18 protein-coding genes are annotated in these 22580 nt (G+C 65.9%); 8 read left to right on the forward strand and 10 right to left on the reverse strand.

Annotated features, from left to right (window positions below; all coding sequences use genetic code 11):
• Window positions 1–7: 7 nt before the first annotated feature.
• Both H3Z74_RS17315 and H3Z74_RS17320 read left to right on the forward strand, forming a co-directional pair.
• Window positions 8–706 carry an ABC transporter ATP-binding protein gene (locus H3Z74_RS17315; RefSeq protein ID WP_187760820.1) on the forward strand — a complete coding sequence of 233 codons (699 nt, stop codon included), beginning with the start codon at window positions 8–10 and terminating at the stop codon, window positions 704–706.
• Window positions 703–3225: an ABC transporter permease gene (locus H3Z74_RS17320; protein ID WP_187760821.1), complete on the forward strand. Its 2523-nt coding sequence runs from the start codon at window positions 703–705 to the stop codon at window positions 3223–3225. The genes H3Z74_RS17315 and H3Z74_RS17320 overlap by 4 nt, the downstream gene beginning before the upstream one ends.
• Window positions 3226–3361: 136 nt before the next feature.
• On the opposite strand, the gene H3Z74_RS17325 is transcribed toward H3Z74_RS17320, so the two are convergent.
• The 7 genes from H3Z74_RS17325 to H3Z74_RS17355 are packed head-to-tail and all read right to left on the reverse strand — an operon-like array spanning window position 3362 to window position 10272.
• Entirely contained in the window at window positions 3362–4183 is an 822-nt protein-coding gene (locus H3Z74_RS17325) for an NADPH-dependent oxidoreductase (protein WP_187760822.1), read from the reverse strand.
• Window positions 4180–5562, reverse strand: a complete 1383-nt coding sequence (locus H3Z74_RS17330) for an LLM class flavin-dependent oxidoreductase (RefSeq protein ID WP_187760823.1) — start codon at window positions 5560–5562, stop codon at window positions 4180–4182. The genes H3Z74_RS17325 and H3Z74_RS17330 overlap by 4 nt, the downstream gene beginning before the upstream one ends.
• Window positions 5559–6314, reverse strand: a complete 756-nt coding sequence (locus tag H3Z74_RS17335; protein WP_187760824.1) for an ABC transporter ATP-binding protein — start codon at window positions 6312–6314, stop codon at window positions 5559–5561. Before H3Z74_RS17335 ends, H3Z74_RS17330 begins: the two co-directional genes overlap by 4 nt.
• On the reverse strand, window positions 6311–7180 hold the full coding sequence (locus H3Z74_RS17340) for an ABC transporter permease (protein WP_187760825.1): 870 nt from the start codon (window positions 7178–7180) through the stop codon (window positions 6311–6313). The genes H3Z74_RS17335 and H3Z74_RS17340 overlap by 4 nt, the downstream gene beginning before the upstream one ends.
• 11 nt (window positions 7181–7191) lie before the next feature.
• Entirely contained in the window at window positions 7192–8295 is a 1104-nt protein-coding gene (locus tag H3Z74_RS17345) for an ABC transporter substrate-binding protein (protein WP_187760826.1), read from the reverse strand.
• Window positions 8295–9269: a TauD/TfdA dioxygenase family protein gene (locus H3Z74_RS17350; RefSeq protein ID WP_187760827.1), complete on the reverse strand. Its 975-nt coding sequence runs from the start codon at window positions 9267–9269 to the stop codon at window positions 8295–8297. Before H3Z74_RS17350 ends, H3Z74_RS17345 begins: the two co-directional genes overlap by 1 nt.
• 43 nt (window positions 9270–9312) lie before the next feature.
• Window positions 9313–10272: an aldo/keto reductase gene (locus H3Z74_RS17355; protein ID WP_187760828.1), complete on the reverse strand. Its 960-nt coding sequence runs from the start codon at window positions 10270–10272 to the stop codon at window positions 9313–9315.
• A gap of 409 nt (window positions 10273–10681) precedes the next feature.
• Between H3Z74_RS17355 and H3Z74_RS17360 the strand changes: the two genes are divergently transcribed.
• The 3 genes from H3Z74_RS17360 (at window position 10682) to H3Z74_RS17370 (ending at window position 15736) form a co-directional block, all read left to right on the forward strand.
• Window positions 10682–13003, forward strand: coding sequence for a TonB-dependent receptor (locus H3Z74_RS17360; RefSeq protein ID WP_187760829.1), 2322 nt, complete (start codon window positions 10682–10684; stop codon window positions 13001–13003).
• 220 nt (window positions 13004–13223) lie between these two features.
• Window positions 13224–14015: a formylglycine-generating enzyme family protein gene (locus tag H3Z74_RS17365; protein ID WP_187760830.1), complete on the forward strand. Its 792-nt coding sequence runs from the start codon at window positions 13224–13226 to the stop codon at window positions 14013–14015.
• Window positions 14012–15736: a WD40 repeat domain-containing protein gene (locus H3Z74_RS17370; protein WP_187760831.1), complete on the forward strand. Its 1725-nt coding sequence runs from the start codon at window positions 14012–14014 to the stop codon at window positions 15734–15736. Before H3Z74_RS17365 ends, H3Z74_RS17370 begins: the two co-directional genes overlap by 4 nt.
• Before the next feature lie 10 nt (window positions 15737–15746).
• Here H3Z74_RS17370 and H3Z74_RS17375 read toward each other — a convergent pair whose 3' ends face one another.
• The 3 genes from H3Z74_RS17375 to H3Z74_RS17385 form a co-directional block, all read right to left on the reverse strand.
• Window positions 15747–16343: an NADPH-dependent FMN reductase gene (locus tag H3Z74_RS17375; RefSeq protein ID WP_187760832.1), complete on the reverse strand. Its 597-nt coding sequence runs from the start codon at window positions 16341–16343 to the stop codon at window positions 15747–15749.
• An 11-nt stretch (window positions 16344–16354) separates the two neighbouring features.
• Window positions 16355–18223: a WD40 repeat domain-containing protein gene (locus tag H3Z74_RS17380; protein ID WP_187760833.1), complete on the reverse strand. Its 1869-nt coding sequence runs from the start codon at window positions 18221–18223 to the stop codon at window positions 16355–16357.
• A 73-nt stretch (window positions 18224–18296) separates the two neighbouring features.
• On the reverse strand, window positions 18297–18557 hold the full coding sequence (locus H3Z74_RS17385) for a hypothetical protein (protein ID WP_187760834.1): 261 nt from the start codon (window positions 18555–18557) through the stop codon (window positions 18297–18299).
• Window positions 18558–18921: 364 nt separating this feature from the next.
• Here H3Z74_RS17385 and H3Z74_RS17390 point away from each other — a divergent pair, with 364 nt between their 5' ends.
• From H3Z74_RS17390 to H3Z74_RS17400, 3 genes are read left to right on the forward strand one after another with little or no spacing between them, the layout of a single operon-like run.
• Entirely contained in the window at window positions 18922–21009 is a 2088-nt protein-coding gene (locus H3Z74_RS17390; protein ID WP_187760835.1) for a methyltransferase, read from the forward strand.
• On the forward strand, window positions 21006–21455 hold the full coding sequence (locus tag H3Z74_RS17395) for a VOC family protein (protein ID WP_187760836.1): 450 nt from the start codon (window positions 21006–21008) through the stop codon (window positions 21453–21455). The genes H3Z74_RS17390 and H3Z74_RS17395 overlap by 4 nt, the downstream gene beginning before the upstream one ends.
• A gap of 2 nt (window positions 21456–21457) precedes the next feature.
• The gene (locus H3Z74_RS17400) at window positions 21458–22456 is read left to right on the forward strand and encodes a methyltransferase (protein WP_187760837.1); all 999 of its coding nucleotides are present in this window, start codon (window positions 21458–21460) and stop codon (window positions 22454–22456) included.
• The last annotated feature ends 124 nt before the right edge of the window (window positions 22457–22580 follow it).

A 22580-nucleotide genomic window follows, 5' to 3' on the forward strand; every position in this document is an offset into this window, starting at 1 on the left:
CCCTGACATGCCGAACCTTACCCCCGACGATATGGTGATCGCCGCGCGCGGAGTCACGCTGACACTGGGGGCCGCCGCTGCGCCGACCGTGATCCTGCGCGGCATCGATCTGGACGTGGCGCGCGGCACCAGCCTTGCGCTGCTTGGGCCGTCGGGATCGGGCAAATCATCGCTGATGGCGATCCTGTCGGGGCTCGAACGCGCCAGTTCGGGCAGCGTCGCGGTGGCGGGGCTGGAATTCGGCACGCTCGACGAGGATGCGCTGGCACGGGCGCGGCGCGGGCGGATCGGCATCGTGCTGCAGGCCTTTCACTTGCTGCCGACCATGACCGCGCGCGAGAATGTCGCGGTGCCGATGGAGCTGGCCGGAATGACCGACGCGTTTGCGCGCGCCGATGCCGAGTTGGAAGCGGTCGGGCTCGGCCACCGGCTCGACCATTATCCGGCGCAATTGTCGGGCGGCGAGCAACAGCGCGTGGCGATCGCCCGTGCGCTCGGGCCGCGTCCCGACCTGGTGTTTGCCGATGAGCCGACCGGTAATCTCGACACCGCCACCGGTGTTGCGGTGATGGATCTGCTGTTCGAGCGCCAGGCGGCGGCCGGCGTGACGCTGGTGGTGATCACGCATGACGCGACGCTGGCGGCGCGGTGCGACCGGATCGTCGAGCTGGCCGATGGGCGGATCGTCGCGGACCGCGTGCGATGAGCGACTCCGGGAACGACTGGCGGACGGCGTGGCGGCTGGCGCGGCGCGAGATCGACCTGAAGTTTCGCGGGCTGCGGCTGTTGCTTGCCTGTCTGTTCCTTGGCGTCGGCGCGCTGGCGGCGATCGGCAGCCTGACCCAGGCAATCGACCGCGAACTGGCGACGCGCGGCGCCGTGATCCTGGGCGGTGACGTCGAATTCGCCATTTCGCAGCGCGGGGCCGACCCGGCCGAGCGTGCGGCGATGGCGGCGATCGGCATCGTGTCGGAGACCGCGCGGATGCAGGCGACGGCGGTTGGCGGGAACGAGGCCAAGCCGCTGATCGTGCCGGTCGAGCTGAAATCGGTCGATGCCGCCTATCCGTTGTACGGACAATTGACCTTGCAGGGCGGGCGCGTGGTTCGCGCGCCCGGGGCGGACATGGTGTGGATCGCGCCGGCTTTGGCCGACCGGCTCGGCGCGAAGGCCGGCGATACATTCAAGCTGGGCTCGGCGCGCTTCACGGTCGGCGGAATCATTACCGATGAGCCCGACCGGCTCGGCGAGGGATTCACCCTGGGCCCGGTCGCAATCGTCTCACAGGCGGGCATGACGCGTGCCGGGCTGATCCAGCCGGGCAGCATGTATGAGAGCAAATACCGCGTGAAGATGCGCAATGGCGCGCGGGCGGCGGATGCGGTGAGCGGGTTCAAGGCGAAATTCCCCGTCGCCGGCTGGGAAGCCAAGACTCGCGACCGCGCCGCGCCGGGCGCCGCGCGCTTCGTCGAGCGGATGGGCCAGTTCCTGATGCTGGTCGCGCTCTCCGCGCTGGTGATTGCCGGGATCGGTGTCGGCAATGGCGTATCCTCCTACCTCGCCGCGCGGCGCGGAGGCATTGCCGCGCTGAAAGTGCTGGGCGCGACATCGGGCATGATCGCACGCGTCTATGTGCTGCAGATCGGCGTGGTCGCGGCGGTCGGAATCCTCGCCGGGCTGGTGGTCGGCGTTGGCGCGGTGCCGCTGATCGTGGCGCTGGCGGGCGATGTCCTGCCGGTCGCGCCAAGCTTCTCGATCGAGTGGCTGCCGCTTTTGCTGGCCGCGGCGTATGGCATGCTGATCGCGCTCGCCTTTACCGCGCCGCCGCTCGTCGCGGCAGGCAGCGTGCCCGCGGCGGGGCTGTTGCGCGGCGTATTCGATGAGCGCCGCGCACCGCTGCGCCGGACCCTGCCCTGGATGACCGGCGCGGGCGCGGCGATCGTTGCGCTGGCCTTGGGGTCGGCGGAGCAGCCCTGGCTGACCGCCGGGTTCCTCGCCGCGATGGCCGGTGTGCTGCTGATGCTGGCCGGCTTCGGCTGGGTGGTGCGCCGGGGTGCGGCGGCAGTGCCGCGCGCGCGGCGCCCCCTGTTGCGGCTCGCGATCGCCGCGCTGCACCGGCCGGGGGCGCGGACCGGGGCGCTGGTCGTCGCGCTTGGGCTGGGGCTGACGCTGTTCGTGCTGCTCGCAGCGATCCGCACCAGCATCGACGCCAATATCGCGCAGACCGTGCCGAAGCGCGCACCGGCGCTGTTCGCGCTGGATGTACCGCGCGACCGCGAGGCCGAGTTCCGCCGCATCGTCACCGCGATCGAGCCGCGCGCGGGAATCGCCACCGTGCCGGCGCTGCGCGGGACGATCACCGGCTATGGCACGACCCGTGTTGCCGATCTCAAGACCATTCCCGACGGTGCCTGGGCACTGCGCGGCGAGCGCGGGCTGACTTATGCCGCGACCCTGCCCGAGGGTAGCATTCTGACCGCGGGGCGCTGGTGGCCGGCGCACTATGCCGGGCCGCCTCTGGTGTCTGTCGACGAGCGGTTGGCACAGGCGCTGGCCCTGAAGATCGGCGATCCGATCCACTACAGTCTGCTTGGAGTCGAGCGCAGTGCGCGGATCGCGTCGTTCCGGCGGATCAACTGGGATACGCTTGGCTTCAATTATGTGATGGTGTTTTCGCCCAATGCGATTGCCGATGCGCCGCACAATCTTGCCGCGACGATCGACTTGCCGGCAGGACGGGAGAGCGCGGTGATGCGTGCGTTGCTGACGCCCTTTCCGTCAGTGTCAGTGATCGAGGTCGGCGCGGTGCTCACTCAGGTGCGCGATCTGGTGACTCAAATGGCCGCCGCAATCACCGCGGCGACATCGGTCGCGGTGCTCGCCGGGATCGCGGTACTGGTGGGCGCGATCGCTGCTGCACGCGAAGTCAGGACCTATGACAGCGTCATCCTGCGCACGCTTGGCGCGACAAGAGCGCAGGTGCTCGCGAGCCAGGCGATCGAATATGCCTTTCTCGGCGCGGCGCTGGCGCTGCTGGCGCTCCTGCTTGGGCTGGGCGGCGCCTGGTATGTGGTGGTCGAGCTGTTCGAGTTCGACTGGCTGCCCGATTATAGCGCAGTCGCCGCGACGCTGGTTGCCGGGGTGGCGAGCGTGATGGCGCTCGGGCTGGCGGGTGCGTGGCCGATCCTTGGCGTGCGGCCGGCGCAGGCGTTGCGGGAACTTTAGCGGGATCTGGAGACTGTCCCCTCCCCGTTCGTGCTGAGCTTGTCGAAGCACCGTTCTCCTTCTCCAATGCTGAGAAGAGAAGAACGGCCCTTCGACAAGCTCAGGGCGAACGGAGAGAGGGAGTTCTGTTTATTGCCTAGCGAAGCTGAAACCCCAGCTCGCCCAGCACGTCGCGCAACACATGCCGGCCAGCCATCGACCAGGGGCCGCGCGTGCGTTCGCTGGCCTGGTCGCTCCAGTCGCGTTCGATCAGGCCCTGTTCGCGCTGGAAGCCGCGCAACCGCTCGTCATAATGCCGCGCCGCTTCGACCTGCGCCTCGGTCCAGGCATAATGCTCGTGGAACAGCACTGATGCCTGGGGCAGGCGCGGCTTGATCGAGGCCGGGCGCGCCGGATCGGGCCTGCCGACGACCAGCCCGAACAAGGGAAAGACGCGCGGCGGCAGGTTGAGTTCGGCGGCGACCTCGACCGGCTTGTTGCGGATGCCGCCGATATAGACCGAGCCAAGCCCAAGCGATTCAAGCGCGACCACCGCATTCTGCGCGGCAAGCGACGCGTCGACCGCGCCGAGCAGGAAGCTTTCGGTATAGTCGAGCGCCTCGGGCCGGGTACCGAGCGCTTCGCCGATCTGCGTCAGCCGGTCGAAGTCGATCAGCCAGACCAGCAGCAAAGGCGCCTCGACGATATGCTTCTGGTTGCCCGCCAGCGCCGCCAGTCGTCCCTTGCGCTCGGGATCCTGCACCGCGACCACGCTCCACACCTGCAAGTTGGACGAAGACGCGGCGGATTGCGCGGCGGCGACCAAAGTCTCGATCGTACCGGGATCGAGCGCATCGGGCAGATAGGCGCGGATCGAGCGATGATCGAACAGCGTGTGCAGCGTGGCATTGTCGGTTATCGGCAGCGGCGCGTCATCATGGCGGTAGCGCGCGCGGATGGCGCTGTGCGCCTCGTTCATGCGTGTTCCAGCCTTGGCGTTACGGCGCGGTTGGTCAGGCCGTTCACCGGCCGCTGCAGCCCGAGATTCTCGCGCAGGGTGCGGCCTTCATACTCCTCGCGGAACAGCCCGCGCCGCTGCAGGATCGGCACGACCTGATCGACGAAATCGGTCAGACCGGTGGGCAGGATCGGCGGCATGATGTTGAAGCCGTCCGCCGCTTCGCCCTCGAACCAGGACTGGATCACATCGGCGATCTGTTCGGGCGTGCCGACGCTGGTCAGATGCCCGCGCGCGGTCGAGACCTGGCGGTAGAGCTGGCGCAAGGTCGGCCGCTCGCGCTCGACCAGGTCGGACACGAGTTTCAGGCGGCTCTTGCTGCCATTGGTGTCGCTCGGCAACGGCGGGGCGATATCGTCGAGCGAATAGCCCGACAGGTCGGCCCCCTGATAATGCCGCCGCAGGATGCCCCAGGCGACCGCCGGATGGACCAGTGATTGCAGTTCCTCATAATTGGCCTGCGCTTCCGCCTCGGTCCCGCCGAGTACCGGGAAGATTCCCGGCATGACCAGCAGATCCTCGCCGCGGCGGCCATAGCGCGGCAGGCGTGCCTTCACGTCGCGGTAGAAATCCTGCGCATCGGCGAGGATCAGATTGGCGGTGAAGATCACCTCCGCGGTGCGCGCGGCAAGCTCGCGGCCCGGTTCCGACGCGCCGGCCTGCACGATCACCGGATAGCCTTGCGGCGGTCGGCCGATATTGAGCGGGCCGCGCACCTGGAAATGCTCGCCTTCATGGCCGAGGACATGGAATTTATCGGTGTCGAGATACACGCCGGCATCCCGGTCGCGCACGAACGCGTCGTCTTCGTAACTGTCCCACAGCCCCTTCACGACATCGATATATTCCTCCGCGCGTTCGTAGCGGCGCGAATGTTCGAGATGCGCGGGTTTGCTGAAATTGGCCGACACGTCCGCACCGGTGGTGACGACGTTCCACGCCGCGCGGCCGCCCGAAATCCAGTCGAGCGAGGCGAATTTGCGCGCCGTGGTGTAGGGGTCCTCATAGGTGGTGGTCGAGGTGGCGACGAAGCCGATCCGCTCGGTCACCTGCGACAATGCCGACCACAAAGTGACCGGCTCGAAATGCGCCGCCTTGGCATTCTGGCGGAACGTCGCCTCGTCCGTGAAATCGGCATAGCCGCCAGGGCTGTCGGCGACGAACACCAGGTCGAACTTGCCGCGCTCGGCAGTCTGCGCGATCTGTTTGTAATGGTCGAGATTATGGCCGGCATCGGCCTGCGTCGCGGGGTGTAGCCAGGCCGAAACATGATGGCCGGTCGCCTGGAGAAAGGCGCCGAGGCGCAGTTTGCGGTTGGGCTTGCGATCCGTCTGGCTCATGCGGTGATCCTTGCTCTGTCTGGAGGGGAAGCAGCGTAGGGGGAGGCGCCGGACTGGGTCTCGACGCCGAGCAGGCCGAGCAGCTCATGCTGGAGCGCGGCGAAGCGCTCGCGCCGCGCGGCGCCGGGCGGCGGCAGTGCGACCCGGATGTCGGCGACGATGCGGCCCTGGTCGAGCACCACCACGCGGTCGGCGAGCTCGATCGCCTCATCAACGTCATGCGTGACGAGCAGCACCGCCGGATTATGCGTCGCGGACAGGCGGCGCAGCAGGACATGCATGCGGATGCGGGTGAGCGCATCGAGCGCGCCGAACGGCTCGTCCGCCAGCAGCAATTCGGGCCGGCGCACCAGCGAGCGGGCGAGCGCGACGCGCTGCTGCTCGCCGCCGGATAATTCATAAGGCCAGGAGCGTTCGCGCCCGTCGAGCTCGACTTCAGCCAGCGCCTCCAGCCCGCGCTGCCGCGCATGGGCGCCGTCGAGCCCGAGAATGACATTGTCGAGCACGCGCTTCCACGGCAATAGCCGCGCGTCCTGGAACACCACCGACAGCCGCTCGGGCACGATCAGGTCGCCCGATCCTTCCGCTTCATGGTCGAGATCGGCGAGCGCGCGCAGCAAGGTACTCTTGCCCGATCCGCTGCGGCCGAGCAAAGCGACGAACTCTCCCGCGCCGATGTCGAGGTCGATGCCGTCGAGCACGCCCTTTTTGGTGAAGCGGCGGACCAGGCCGCGGATGCGGACGACGCTCATGCGCCGAGCGTCCGGCGCCACGCCAGCGCGCGCCGCTGGATCACGCGCACCACCGCGTCGGAGCCGAGCCCGAGCAAAGCATAGACCACCAGGCCGACCAGCATGACGTCGGTCTGCGCATAGTTGCGCGCGAGCGTGATCATGTAACCGATGCCGCTGGTCGCATTAAGCTGCTCGACCACCACCAGCGCGAGCCAGGCCGCGGTCACGCCGAAGCGCAGGCCAAGCAGCATGCCGGGCAATGCACCGGGCAGTACGACATGGCGGATAAAGGCGAAGCGCCCGAGGCCCAGTGTCTCGGCCAGTTCGACCTGCTTGAGATCGATCGCACGGAGCGCGCTATGGGTGTGGATATAGATCGGCGCGAACACGGTGACGGCGATGACCGTGACTTTCATCGCTTCGCCCACGCCGAACCACAGGATCATGAACGGGATCAGCGCAAGCACCGGAATGCCGCGCTTCAGCTGCACCAGCCCATCGATGACATAGCCGCCGAGCAGGCTCAGCCCCGAAATCAGTGCGAGCAGCACGCCGACCAGCGTGCCGAACGCCAGCCCTTGCGCGGCGCGCCAGGCGGAGACGGCGAGATTTTCCTGCAGCCGCCCGTCGCGGATCAGCTCGATCCCGGCGGTGACCGCTGTCCAGGGTGCTGGCAGGATGCGCGTGTCGAGAAAGCCGGTGAGCGAGAAGACCGACCAATAGACCAGTAGCAGCACCGGCCCGAGCACCCAGCCCCAGGCGAGCGGGGCGTCGAGTCCGAGCCGGCGATTGCGGCGCTGGACGGGTGTTCCCGGCGCGACCCCGGGGAATGTCACTTCCGCGATGGCCGGGAGAGTCGCGATGTTGGGGAAGGGCGCGTTCATGACTGCTCCTTTCAATGGTCGGCGGCCAGGCCGGTGGCGAAGCCGTTGGCGGCGATCTCTTCGAAGCGGCGATCGAACAGGGTGGCAGCATCAAGGCGCGGCTTGTTCATTTCCGGGGCCAGCAGGTCGATCGCGGCTTGCTGATAGGCGATCGGCTGATCCCAGCCTCGCGCCACGTCGATGTCACCGAGCGCGGCGAGGATCAGTTTCGCGTCGGCCAGCGGCAGGCCCTGATGCTCGACATAATAGCCGCGTGCGAGTTCATCACGGTGAGTCTGTTGCCAGGCCTGGGCGCGGCCCCACCATTGGACGAACTGCTTGAGCGCCGCGGCCTTGGCCGGGTCATGCAGCACCTCCGCCGGGACATAGGCGAGCACCGCATCGTCGCGGAATTCGGGATGCGGAATGACCTTTGCGCCATCCTTCGCGAACTTGCGCAGATAGCGTTCGGCGACGATGCCGCTGCCGATCGGCGCGACATCGACGAGATTGCTGGCGAGTGCGCTGGTATAGACATCGCCGCCGATACTTGACGGCAGCTCGACCAGTTTCACGTCGTTTTTGGTCAGGCCGAGCGCCTTCAGCGTCTGCAGCACGACTTGGCTCTGCACCTGGCTCGGGCTGAACGCGATGCGCTTGCCGCGCAGATCGGCGAGCGTCCGGATCCCGGCCTTGGGTGCAATGGCGAGCACGAAAGCGGGGTGCTTGAGCGGGTCAAGCCGCTGGCGAAAGGCGATGATCCGCACCGGCAGGCCGACCCATGTGGCATGGATCGGCGGTACGTTCGCGCCAAGCCCGACATCGAGCGCCTTGGCGTGGAACGCCTCGGTCACATCGGGCCCGCCGGTGATCTGCGCCCATTTCACGGTGAAGGGCAGCTGCTTGTCCCAGCCGAGATGCTCGAACACCCATTGCGTCACCGGGTCGCCGACCACCAGCACAGTGTCTTTGGTCACGGTGTCGGGCAGCGGCGCCGTCTCCGCCAGGTCACCACTTGCGTCGCGCGGCGGCTGGCGGTTGGGGGCGAAGGCAAAGAGCAGGCCAATGCTGACCACAACGAACGCAGCCAGGCCGATAAAGCCCCAGGGCCGGGTCGCCGTCGTCGCGCGCGGCATCAGTCGAGCACGTTGAACAGCTCGCCTTCCAGCGGCTGCGAGACAAAGCCATCGGGTCCACGCGTCAGATCGCCGGCAATGGTGATGCGGCGCACCGCGCGCGGCAGATCGAAGTTGGAATAGTCGATCGGCCCGGCATGAGCGACCGCCTGATTGTCCCACACCACCAGTGATTTGGGCCGCCAATGGAAGCGCACCTGATATTCCGGCCGGGTCGCTTCATAGAACAGCAGGTCGAGCAGCGCCTTGCTCTCCGGTTCCTTCAACCCGACGATATGACTGATCGTGCCGGGGTTGAGGAACAGCAGTTTCTCGCCGGTTTCGGGGTGGATGCGGACCAGCGGATGGAGCGACACGAATGGGCCGGTCGAACGCCCGTCGCGGCGTGGCTTGCTGCCGGCGGAATCATAGCCGCTGGTGCGGTGAACCGCCTGCAGCCCATCGATCAGCGAGCGGATCGGCGCGGACAGGCCTTCATAGGCGGCGATGAGATTGGCGAATAATGTGTCGCCGCCATAGGGCGGGATCTCCACGCCGTGCAGGATCGAATAGCGGTTGGGATTGGCGACGAAGGTAATGTCGATATGCCAGCCCTTATAGTCGCGCGGCGGCTCGCGTCCGGGCGGGGCGGTGTCGTTACGGGTGCGGCGCTGGCGATATTCCTCGACGCTGCGCTCCCAGATCTCGGGATGATCCTCCAGCCCCTCGGCGATCGGGTGCGCCGGAGTGAGTGGCCCGAAGGCGCGGCCGAACGCCTTGAGCTGGTCATTGTCGATATGCTGGTCGCGAAAGAAGACGACGCGCCAGTCGTGCAGCGCCTTCTGGATCTCGGCGGCGGTCTCGGGATCGATCGGCTGGCGCAAATCGACGCCTGAAATCTCCGCGCCGATCACCGGGGTGACGGGATCGACGGTGATGCGGCTATAGCTGAAACGATCGGCGGCGTCGGGGCGGATGGCGGTGGCGATGTTCATGGCGGGTCCTTTCGGAAAAAGCGATGGGTCGAAAAGCAGGAGATCAGGCCGGAACGGGCTCGGGCGGAACCAGCCTGAGACTCTCGGCCGGGTAACGCGCGCCGGCGGTGGCGCCGCGCGGGAAGGCGGCCTCGAGTGCGACCAGCGCATCGGCATCGAGCACCAGATCATTCGCCGCCCAGTTCGCCTCGAGATGCGCGATGTGGCGCGTGCCCGGGATCGGCACGACGCCGCGCGACAGCACCCAGGCGAGACTGACCTGCGCGGCAGTCGCGCCGATCCGCGTGGCGACCTGGTCGATCACGTCGCGCCGGCGGCTGTTGGCGGCGATCGCCTCGGGCTGGAAGCGCGGATGCAGGCGGCGGCGGTCGTCGGGATCGGTCACTTCGGCCCCGGCGAGAAAGCCCCGGCCGAGCGGGCTATAGGCGACGAAGCCAATGCCCAGTTCGCGCACGGTCGGCAGAATCTCGACCTCCACGTCACGGGTCCACAGCGAATATTCGCTCTGCAGCGCCGTCAGCGGATAGGTGGCATGGCCGCGGCGAATGCCGTCCGCGCCTGCCTCCGACACGCCGACGCCGCCGATCTTGCCCTCATCGACCAGCCGGCCGAGTTCGCCGATCGACTCCTCGATCGCGATGTCGGGATCGACGCGGTGGAGATAATAAAGATCGATGCGCTCGACGCCGAGGCGCTTCAGGCTCGCTTCGACCGCGTCGCGCGGCCGCACCGCTTCGACCGCCGCGCCGCCGCCATTGGGGCGGTGGACGAACTTGCTGGCCAGGATGAGTTCGTCGCGCCGCGCGGCGATCGCCTGGCCGAGCAATTCCTCATTATGGCCGTTACCGTAACCAGTCGCGGTATCGAAAAAAGTGACCCCGAGATCGATCGCGCGGTGAATCGTGCGGATCGACGCGGCATCGTCAGCCTGCCCATAACTGTGTGACAGTCCCATCGCGCCAAAGCCCTGACGGCTGACGTTGATCTTTCCGATTTCCGGCATGGCTTACTCCATCGCTGCGGCGACCTGCCGCTGTTCGAACCTTCAGGGTGCGCGCGTCGGGCTGGTTGGCGAACGTAGAAAATCTTTCCCGATCCACAGAATCCATACTGATCTTATAGGAATTAAAGATCAAGACCGGCGCGGCGCCATGCAAGGCGGCCGCGTATCGCGCATGGCCTGAAAATTGCATTTAATATCTGTATCATCGGTCATAGCGGAGTGCAGAAATATACCGCCACAATGGATGCGACCGGAGAAAATCTATTGTCGGGACAAGAGGAAAAGCGACTCAATTCCGATTGACTAGATAGGAATTAAGACGGCACCAGTCCGGCGCTGACCGGGCCGCCGCGACGAGCGGATGTCAGCCACCCCACCGGAGCGGATCATTCGAAGTCGAGGTATCATCATGCACATCTCCCGTCGCCGCGCGCTGCTCCTGTCCTGTGTTGCCGGCATGGCGATGCTTGCCCCACCGGCCTTTGCCAGCGATCCCCTGCGCGATGCGGACGCGGGATCGGCGGCGGCGGCCGACGCCGAAGCGGCGGAGGGCGGCGAGATCATCGTCACCGCGCGCCGCCAGTCGGAGCGCGCGCAGGATGTGCCGATTGCACTGTCCGTGCTGACCGGCGCGTCGCTGGAGCGGACCGGCGGCTATACGCTGACCGATGTGCAGTTCCAGACGCCGAGCCTGACCGCATATAATTCCAACCCGCGCAACAGCTCGATCGGCATTCGCGGCATCGGCGTCTCCTCCGCGTCCGATGGTCTCGACACTTCGGTCGGCGTCTATATCGACAATGTCTATCTCGGCCGCCCCGGCATGGCGCTGTCCGACCTGATCGATGTCGACCGGGTCGAAGTGCTGCGCGGCCCGCAGGGCACCCTGTTCGGACGCAACAATTCGGCCGGCGTGCTCAACATCACCACGCGCAAGCCCGAATTCAGCTTTGGCGGCACCGCCGAATTCTCGGCGGGCAATTACGGCTATAATCAGGAGCGCATCAGCGTGACCGGGCCGCTGATCGACGGGTTGCTGGCCTTTCGCGCCACCGGGTTCAACACACACCGCAACGGCGTGCTCGACAATATCAAGACCGGGCTCGACGCCAACAGCGTGGGCCGCGCCGGCGGCCGCATCCAGTTGCTGGCGACCCCGGCGAGCAACCTGACGCTGCGCCTGATCGCGGATTATTCGATGGAGGACGACAGTTGCTGCGTCAGCGCGACCAAGCTGGTGCTGCCCGCCAACCTCAGCGCGACCACCGGCCGCACGCTGCAGGCGCTTGCCGCGCTGGGCTACACCCCCGCACGCAGCCTCGATTTCACGCGCAACAACTCGCCGCAGAACATGAAGACCGACCAGAAGGGCGTGTCCTTCCAGGCCGATTGGGATCTCGGCTTCGCCAGCCTGACCTCGATCTCGGCCTGGCGCTACTGGCATTTCAGCCCGTTGCAGGACAGCGACGGCACGCCGCTCGACGTGATCCAGGTCAATGTGGCGCAAACCAAGGACGATCAATATTCGCAGGAGGTCCGGCTGGCGTCACGCCCCGGCCGCTTCACCTGGCAGGTCGGCGCCTATCTGTTCCACCAGCGGCTGAAGGATCATTTCATCCTCAACCAGTTCGGCACCGATGCGAGCAATTTCTATACGACCTATGCGCGGCTCGCCAACCCCGCCGCGCCGGCGGTGGTGATCGCGCCGGGCTCGCAATATCTCGACGATGTCGACACGACGGTCGATAGCGTCGCAGCGTTCGCCCAGGCCAATTTCGCGATCACCGACCGCCTCACCGTGACCGGCGGCATCCGCTACACGCATGACAAGCGATCCGGCACATCGGATACCTCGACCGTCGGTACGCCCTATGTCCCGACCTCGATCCCGTTCCACTATGACGTCTCGGTCACTGACGACAATGTGTCGTACCTCGCCAGCATCTCGTACAAGCTGGCCGCGGATGTCCTCGCCTATGCCTCCTATTCGACCGGTTACAAGGGATCGGGCCTCAACCTGAATTCGGCGGTGTCGGCGGGCACGCCGCTCGTGCTGGCGCCGGAAAAGGTCAGGAACTGGGAGCTCGGGCTGAAAAGCCAGTTGTTCGATCGGCGCCTGACGCTCAACCTCAGCGCCTTTTCGACCGACTTGTCGGGATTGCAGGCCAATATCGTCCCGACCAGCGGCAACCGCTCCTATCTCGCCAATGTCGGCGATGTGCGCTCGCGCGGGGTGGAGGTCGATGCGTCGTTGCTCGCTACCGACAATCTGACGCTGAGCGCCAACGGGTCGTACAACCGCGCGATCTATAAAAGCTATGCCAATGCGCCCTGCCCGGTCGGCGTGACCGGCGTGTGCGATCTGACCGGCAAGCCATTGTTCCAGGCACCCAAATGGGTCGGCAACGCGACGATCGACTATCATGTCGAACTGGCGAATGGCCTCCGTCCCTATGCCCTGGCGCAGATCAGCTATCGTTCCGGCACCTTCGGCACCGCCGACGCGGGTCCCTACAGCCGCATCGATGGCTATGCGCTGGCCAATTTCCGCATCGGCACGACGTTCGCCAAGGGCCGCTACGATCTGTCGGCGTGGATCAACAATACGTTCGACAAGAAATATTTCCAGAACCTGACGACCACCGCGATCGTCGGTACGTCACCCTTCGCCTATGCCGGACAATTGGGCACGCCACGCACCATCGGCGCGACATTACGGGCCAGTTTCTAGGCTGGTCCGAGCCGCATCTTCCCCGTTCGCCGCATATCGGTTCCGGGCGAACGGAGGAAGACAGCGCCATGATGACCATGCCACCCCAAGACTCCGACCAATTACGCAAAACAGTATCTATTATGGTTCCAAAAGAATTGGACCCGGGTGATCAGGCCATCTTATTCTTCGATTCAGTACAAGTTTCGTGACGCCAAGTTGCTGAACAGGATCGGGGGCAGTGTTGAAACCGAACAAGCGCGGAATATCATCGTACAGGGAACTGGACCTTGTCGCGATTCCCGGCGGCGAGGTCGAAATCGGATCCACGCTTGACGAAGTCCAGGCCTGTATCGCGATCTGGCAGGACCGGCTGGTCGATCCCGCCTATCGGCCCGCCTTTGGCGACTGGATCCGCAAGGAATATCCCCGGCATCGCGTCCGGATCGCCGCATTCCATATCGGTCGCTTCCCGGTCACCAATCAGGATTATATCGACTTCGCCGCCACGACCGGCCACCCGATCCCCGAATCGATCGTCATCGGCAGCCCGGCCCGGCACCCCGTCTGGGGCGTCGATTATGACGATGCGCTGGCCTATGCGCTCTGGCTGGGTGACGAGATGGGCATCCATTGCCGCCTGCCGAGCGAGGCTGAATGGGAATGCGCCGCACGCGGCCCCGATCATGCCGAATATCCATTCGGCAACAGCTTCGATCCGGCCAGATGCAACACGATGGAGGGCGGGGTCGGCACCACCACCCCGGTCGACCATTATCCCCAGGGGGCGTCGGGTTACGGCGTGCTGGATATGGGCGGCAATGTCGAAGAATGGACCTCCAGCTTCTACCTTCCCTATCCCGGTGGCGACCGGATCGACGACGATATCAGCAGTGCCGTGGGCGCGCGCTACCGCACGCTGCGCGGTGGATCCTTCGCGCTCGGAGGAGACCTGGCGCGGAGCGCGCGCCGTCACGGGCCGCATCCGGCACCGCAGTTCCGCTATCGCGGCTTCCGGGTGGTGGTGGCATGAGCGAACGCGAAGCCCCGTCGTCCGCGACCTTCGATATCGCGCATCGCTCGCCGATCAGCGGGATCGACGCCTATCGCGACCGGTATGTCGCCACCGCCGGCTATGACAGCCAAGTGATCCTGTGGGACGGCGCCGACGGCCTGCCGCTCGCCAATGCGTGGCACGACCATCTGGTCAACCAGTGTCGCTTCAGCCCGGATGGCCGCCTTCTGCTCACCGCAAGCAGCGATTACACCGCCCGCACCTGGTCGGTCGGCGGTCTGACGCCGGTCGCGGTGCTGCGCGGGCATGAAGACGATGTGGAAATGGCCAGCTGGAGCCCGGACGGACAGCATGTCGCAACCGCGTCGCGCGATCATCGCATCCGCATCTTCGACCTGGCCGGCACATTGGTGCGCAGCATCGCCGGGCATGAGGCCGATGTACTGTCGGTCGAATGGCGCAGCGATGGAGAGGCACTGGTGTCGAGCAGCGACGACGGCACGGTACGCCGTTGGGAGGTCGCCAGCGGGACCGAGCAGGAACGCTTCTCGCTCGGCGGGGAAACCGACACGGTGGTGATCACGCGGTCGGGCACCCTGTTCGCGGGCAATGATCGCGGCGAGATCATCACGCTCCGCAACGGGCTGGCGTCGATCACGCCGGGCCATGGCGCCGGGATCAAGCGGCTGGTCTTTGACGAAGCGACGCAGCGGCTGATGAGCGCAAGCTATGACCGCACCGTCAAGTTGTGGGCCACCAATGACAGTGGCGACCTGCGCCTGGCGCAGCAGTCCGACGTACCGGCGACGATCTGGCTGCGCGCCGCCACCTTCGCATCGCGCGACCGGCTGTTGTTCGGCAGCTTCGGCAGCAGCTATGCCGAATATTCCCCTTCGTCCGACACATGGCGGGTCGACCGGATCGAGGACACGCCCGGCATCAACGCAGGCACTGTCCATGATGGCGCGGTCTATTCGGTCGGCGACGCAGGCGTGGTGCGCCGCGACGGCGCGGTCGTCGCGCGGCTCGGCAGCCTGTGCAATTTCATCCATGGCTGGGCCGGGCGGCTGGTTACCGGCGGGCAGCTCGGCATATTGTTCGATGCGGTTTCCGGCGAGATACTGCACCGGCACCATTCGCCGCTCAATTGCGCGGCGTCCTGGGCGATGGCGGGCGGTGAGCGGCTGGTGGTCGGCGCCTATACCGGGGAAGGCCTGGTGTTCGCACAAGACGGGGATGGGGTGGTTCGTTTCGAAGGCGAGATCATGCTGCACGACAATGCGGTCAAGGGCGTGGCATGTGACGGCCACACCCTGTTCAGCGTCTGCGCGACCGCCGCGATGGCGCGGCACGATGCTGTCAGCCTCGACCTGATCGAACGCCTGTCCGATGCGCATGACAAGATCGCCAACGGTGCCGCCCGCCTGCCCGGCGGCGGCTTCGTCAGCGTCAGCCGCGACCGCAAGCTGCGGCTCTGGACCGACAGCGGCTGTCGCGCGATTCCAACGCCGCACGACCATTCGATCAAATGCGTCGCGGCGCTCGATGGCGCCCGCAGGATCGCCACCGGCTCCTATGACGGCAAGGTCGCGATCTATGATCTGGCGGCGGACGACTGGCCGATCGTGCGACAGATCAGCCGCTTCGGCATTTCTTCGCTGATGGCGGACGACGCCGCGAACGCGTTCATCGCGACATCCTATGACGGGCAATTCTACCGCATCCCGATGGCGGAGTGATCGCGGATATCTACATCCCGTAGGGGATCAGCTCGAAATTGCGCGCGCCGCTGCTTCGCACCTGCGCCAGCGCAGCGCCATATTCGATCAGGATACCGAGCGCATAATCCAGCCGGAAGCGGATATAGGCATCGTCCTCCGATACCGGTTCGGGTTCGTTGAGCACCTCTGTCACCCGCCGCACGATCACCTGCTCCGGGATGTAGCAGATCTGTGTGTCGCGATAGCTGCTCAGCCGCAGCTCGGACGCCGGCGCCGACCCGCCATGGCCCGACGACAGGCCGACGATCAGCGCCGGGCGGTCGGCCAATTCGTGGCTGGTGCAATAGAGGAAGAAATTCTTCAGCGCCGGCGGCGCCATGCCATTCCATTCCGGTGCGACCAGCACCAGCGCGTCGGACGCGCGGATCATCGTCGCGACCGGCGCCCAGGCCTCGACCTGCGCCGCCTGCGCCTCGGGATCGTCGGTCCATAGCGGCAACAGGCCGGTTTCGAGCGTGACCGCATGCGCCCCGACGGTACGGCGATCGAGCAGCATCTGGACAAAGGCGGCGACCTTGGCGGATTGCGATCGAGGTCGCTGGCTGCCGGTGATGATGGTGATCATGGATATGAGACTCAGATAAGCGCGGGGATAAGCGCGGGCGCGATCGGCCCCATTGCCATGCACCGTTCATTGTGAATGCGAAACTGGTGCCCGGTACCGGACCGCCCGAAGGTCGCCAGGTCGAAGGGATAGCCGTCAGGCCGCGTCATCCACACCAGCCCCTTGGAGAAATCGGGCTGGTCGGGAACCACCGACAGCTTCACGCCAGTGGCGAAATCGCACAGCACCAGCTCGGTACGGTAATTGACCAGCGCGAGATAGCGGCGCGACTCGTCCCAGATGAAATCCTCGATCGTGTTGCCGCAATTGTCGACATAGTCGCTGACATTCTGGGTCAGCAGGTCGAACCGGCGCAGTTCGCAGGTATCGACATAGATCAGCGTGTCGCCGCACCATTTCATGCGCTTGGGCCGCGAGGTCGGACCGAAGGAAAGCAGCGGCTTGAGGTTGCCGTCGCACAGCATGATGTCGCCGCGCCGCTCGGCAAAGGCGATGATGTCGCGCAACGGATGATAGGCCAGCGACCAGATCGGCTCGCGCAGCCGGTTCTGATAGGCCTTGACGATGTCGCCGCTCGCCGTGTCGACCCTGAAGACGGCACCGCGTTCGGTGCAGACATAGGCGACGGGCTGGCCCGGTACCGCGGCAAGGTCCCGCACCTCCTCGCCCACATCGCATATCTGCCGCGCGCCATCCTGGCCCATTTCGATCAGCTGCCCGTTCTTCTGCGCCAGCAACAGGCCGGCCACGCCCATCGCCATGCGCTTGGTATAGGTGCTGCCGTTCGACGGGGGCTTGGCGATCGGCGTGCCGGGCGTGACCGTGATCCGCCCGGTGACCGGATCCGGTTCGCCCAGCTCGACCCGGCCGACTGTATCGCCCTCGCCCGCGAAATACAGCGTGTCGCCGTCACGCAGGCAGGTCCAGACGGCGTTGGGCGTATCCTTGATCGTGGCGATCACGCTCTGGGTGGCGAGGTCGACCTTGTACAGGCCGCCATTGAAGCAGTGCGCGATCAGCGTGTCGGGCGCGCGCTCCAGCGTCTTGATCCAGCGCATCTTGTAGGGCGCGAGCCAGGCGATACGCCGATAGTCGCAGGTCTTGGGATCGATCTCATAGACCGTCCCGTCGAATCCGCCGGCAAAGGCCCGCTGCGACGTCGAATTATACGTGACATGCTCCAGATCGTCGCGCGTCAGGTGGTGGCCGCGCAGCGGCTCGGTCCGGTCGCGGATATCCAGCCGGATAACGTACAGCTCGTCACAGGCGATCAGATATTCGTCGTCGCCGAGCGGCTCGAACCAATGCAGGTTGAAATTGCCGAGATCCCATGAGCGCAGCTCGATGCCATCGCGTGACAGCACCGCATGGCCGCCTGCCGCACTGATCAGCGATCCGTCGGCATCGGCATAGCGCAATGTCACCAGGTCGAGGTCATGATGGAACCGGGTGCAATGCCGGATGGTCAGACGATCGTCGGGAAAGTCGAGTTCCAGCACGCCGGCATTGCCGCTGCGCACCGCGAGCCGTTTCTCGCTCGGGTGAAAGGTCAGCGCCTGGCTGAGCGAGTGAGCGGACGGCACGACAGTCGCATCGTTGCGGCATGGCACGTCGCGGAATATGAATCGGTCCAGCAGCCGGAGCGACGGCCCCTGACGCTCGAAGACGCTGACGCTGCGATCCATCGACATGGCCGCGACATAGGGAAGCGTCGGATGCGCCGCGACGGCCTCGATCGCGCCGCTATGCACGCGTTGCCGTTCGAGCACGGTGAAATCATCGACATGGACGACGAGGACCTCGCCACCCAGGGTACCGGCAATGAGAATCTCTTCGTCCGGCGCAAGCGCGAACGACCCGATCTTGCGCGAAGACTGCATCTGCCAAAAAGCCCTTCGGAGGTCGTTGCGGCTCGCCGCCATCGCAGGCGGCGAGCCATCACGGATCCGCTGGCTAGATCACCTGGCGGATGGAGAAACCGTGCGCCAGGACGGTGGCGGGCGGAATGTTGCGCGCTTCGGCCGCCGGCACGCTCAGTACCTGTTCGTTGAACAGCGTCTGCATCACATAGCGAAATTCGGCATCATTGAGCTTTCCGTCCAGTTTACCGCGGAAACCCTCAAGATGTGCGTAGAGTTCTTCCAAGTTCTTCTGGCCGGCACTGGTCTTAATACCACTCAGTGCGGCAGAAGCTTTAGCGAGATCGAGAATCATGATTATCTCCCCTTCCTAAAAAACATCTAGAATGGTTGTATTCCGAGATGACTTCCATGATTATCTATCGAATCTTTTTCCAGTCAAGAATACATATCCGATTTGGAGCATAATCATTCGGATTCATGAAATAGACTATATGACAGACACTTGAAGTTAGATATCTGTAAACAACAGTCTATCCGACGTCGTTGAGAGGGGCGATCATGCATTCAATCGGCACTCAACTCGTGGCGGATCAGTCGATTGGTCGCCTCTGCGCTGGCTGGCCTGCGCTCAGTTTGCCGCGATTCGCGACAGGCGGCATTCGCGAACGAAGCGGGAGGCAGGAGCGGAGCCCGACCGGATGACCTACGCGGCCGCCATGACCAGGACGAAAGCGACGGTTCCCGCCGTCGGATACGCGCCGGCGTGGAATCCCGAACTCGACCCGCTGGCATCCGCGATCCGCGAGATGGCCTGCAGCTTCAGGCCATCCGGGGTGCTGTTTGCCGCTGCACAGACGGGCCTCTTCGCCGCGCTCATGCCGGACGGCTTGACCGCGGTCGAGGCCGGTCGCGCCACTGGCATGGCCGAAACGTCCGCCAGATTGTTGCTGAATGGACTCGTCTCGCTCAACCTCGCCGTGCATGACGGCGTGCAGTATCGGCCACTGCCGGCACTGAACGACGCGGTGCTCATGCGCGGATTCCTGGCCGAAGCCCGGGCGCATCACCGCGAGGCCGCCGCCTGGCTGCGGACTGCGGCATTTCTGCGTGGGCTGGAGGATGTGCCGATCGCGTATCGGCGCGAATTGCTCGACGGGCGGATGGCGGAACGCCCGGGAATCCGGGCGATGAATCGTCAGCTCGCGCAAGTCGTGCTCGATCGGATGGGCGCATTGGCGTCACAAGCGCGACGCGTGCTCGACATTGGCGGCGGCGATGGCGATTTCTGCGAGGCGCTGCTGGCGTGCAATGCCGATGCCCGGGTCGAGATACTCGACCTGGCCGGCGGGATCGGCATGTGCCAGCGTTTCGCGACGGGTCCCGACGCCGACCGGGTGACGCTGCGCATCGACGACGCGCGCACCGCGACGACCGACACGCGCTACGACCTGATCATCATCAACGAGCTGCTCGAACTGTTCCCTCAGGCCGAAAAGCGGGCGATCGTCGAGCGGGCGGTCGCCGCGCTGGCGCCTGGCGGGCGGGTGGCAATCGTCAAGTTCGCGCTCGACCGCGATGGCGTCCAACCCGCGGGCGCGGCGCTTTTCTCGGTGCGGATGACGCTCAAATCGGACGGTGCCTATCTGGAAAGCGACGACGAGGTCGCCGCGCTGCTGAGCGCGTGCGGCTGCGACGCGATCGAGCGGCTCGACATCGCCGGGATCAAGTCGGTGATACTGGGCAGGCGGCCGGGCGCCGCGGGCATTTTGCGGGAGAGAGACGGCATGAGCGAGACACGGGCGACGGCGGGCGAGCTCGCGCTATGGCGTGAACTGATATCGGTGGCGACATCGTTCCGCCTTGCCGGGGTGTTGTTTGCCGCCGCCGAACTCGACCTGTTCAGCCATATCCCGCCACAGGGCGGCAGCGCGGCGGAGATCGCCGAACGGATCGGTACCAGCACGGTCGGCGCCGAGGTGCTGATGAATGCGCTCGCCGCGATCGGCATCATCCACAAGGAGGCCGGCTGTTTCGCGATTCATGACGATGTCCGCGCGTTGCTCGCCCGCGGCCCGCGCTGCATCCTGCCCGAAATCCTGCAGTTCCGCGCCGAGAACGAAATCTGGCTCCAACTCGGCGACATAATGCGCTCGCCCGGCGCGCGGCCCGAGGCGGCACGGATCATGGAGAGCGCCCATCTGCCCGAATATCTGACCTCGGTCGCGATGGCCAACCAGCCCGCCGCCGACCTGCTGGTGGAACGGATTGCTCCTTTGCTGGAACACGCGCGGCGCGTGCTCGATCTGGGCGGGGGAAGCGGCACCTTTTCGGATCGCCTGCTATCGGTGGCGCCGCAGCTCCAGGTCACCCTGTTCGACCGCCCCGAGGTGATCGGCCAGAATGGCCCGCGCTTCGTGGACCAGATTCGAGCGGGGCAGATCGTGCTGGAGAGCGGCGACGCGCTCGACTTCACGCTGCCGGAGCGCTTCGACCTGGTGCTGGTGAGCGACCTGCTGCACTATTTCTCGCGCGACGAGAAACGCCGCATCCTCGCCAATGCCCGTCAGGCGCTCGCCCCCGGCGGCACGCTGATCATCAGCAAGTTCCGGCTTGACGAGTCGGGCGCATCCCCCCCTGCGGCCGCGCTGATTTCGCTCAAGGTGCATCTGCAGCGGCCCGAGGCCTATCTGGAAGAGGATCGCGAGGCTGCGGCGCTGCTGCGCGAGCTGGGTCTCGAGGCGGTGACAGTCGAGACGCTCGACGAAGCAAAGTCGGTGGTGCGCGGCCGGGCGGCGCTGTCATGAGCGCATATGTCGAGCATATCCAGTACATCACCCGCGACCTCGACCGGCTGATCGACTTCTATACCCGCGTGTTTGGCTGGCGGCTGCGCGGGCGCGGCCTGGAAGCAGCGGCGGACCGGTCCTATGACTGGGTGCATATCGGTACCGACGACAGCTATGTCGCCTTTCGCACGCCCTATCATGGCGGCGAGGAGGTCGACGGCGGCACGCTCAGTCACACGCATTTCGGCATCGTCGTGCCCGATATGGCGGACCTGATCGGCCGGCTCGACGCGCTGGGCTGCGCCTATCGCCGCAAGGGCAATCACCCGTTCCGCGAACGGCTCTATATCCGCGATCCCGACGGCAACGAGATCGAGATCATCCATTACCTCAGCGCCGACCCCGGCGAACGCAATGATTACGACATCGACGACGCGCTGGCCACGGGCCGGTCGGGCAACTGAGCGTGGCGGACCAGCCCGATGCGCAAGACCTGTCGGCCGCGCTCGACCGCCTGCTCGCCGATGCCGAGATCTGGCGACCGCGCATCCTGATGTCGGCGGTGCAGCTCGACATTTTTTCTGCGATCGAGGCCGGGCCGGCGCTCGCGGCCGATATCGCCGCGCGGCTGGGAACCGCGCCGGAAGCGACCGCCCGGCTGCTGAGCGCATTGCACGAGATGGGCTATCTCGAGCTGACCGGGACCGGATACCGCAACGCGCCGTCGGCCTCGGCCTTTCTGGTCGGCGGCTCGCCGCATTATATCGGCTCCTGGTTCAAGCTGCACGATAGCGACTGGCCCGCCTGGGGCGGACTGACCCAATCGATCCGCGACGGGCACGGTCCGGCGATGGGGAGCCTCTTCCACGATGCCACGCGACTGCGCACCTTGTTGCTTGCCGCCCATGAGCGGGCGCTGCTGTTCCATCTCGCGCCCACTGTCGCGACAGTCGACCTGAGGGATGCGCGCAGCCTGCTGGATCTCGGCGGCGGCGCGGGAAGCTATTCGCTCGGTTTCTGCGAGGCCAATCCCGAACTTGTCTGCACGATCTTCGACCTGCCCGACGCGATCGGGATCGCTCGCGAGATCGTCTCGCCTTATCCGATGCGGGATCGGATCCGGCTGGCGTGCGGCGATTTCACTCGCGACGACCTGGGCGGCCCCTATGACGCGGTGTTCCTCAGCAACGTGCTCCACGGCGAGAGCCCCTCCGCCGCGCTTGCCCTGCTGCGCCGCATCCGCGCGGCGCTGGGCCCGGGCGGGCAGGTGATCATCCGCGACTCCTTCCTCGACGAGGACGGCACCAACAGCCGCGGAGGCGCGGTGTTCGGCATGACGCTGATGATCGAGACGCTCGAAGGCCGGACGCACCGGCTGATTGAGGTGCGGGATATGCTGGGCGAGGCTGGATTCGGGAGCATCGAACAGCCCAATGGGCAGTTCCTGATCGGGCGTGCGGGCTAGAGCGGATCGGCGCCGGGCACCGTGGTCGGCGGCACCGATTCAACCCTGCTGCCGGTCATGCCAGCGTGGCGGCGGACGGGAAGCCAGCCGGTGACCCGCCCCGCTCTTTGACATGACTGGAATA

This window comes from Sphingomonas alpina (assembly GCF_014490665.1).
Classification (GTDB): domain Bacteria; phylum Pseudomonadota; class Alphaproteobacteria; order Sphingomonadales; family Sphingomonadaceae; genus Sphingomonas; species Sphingomonas alpina.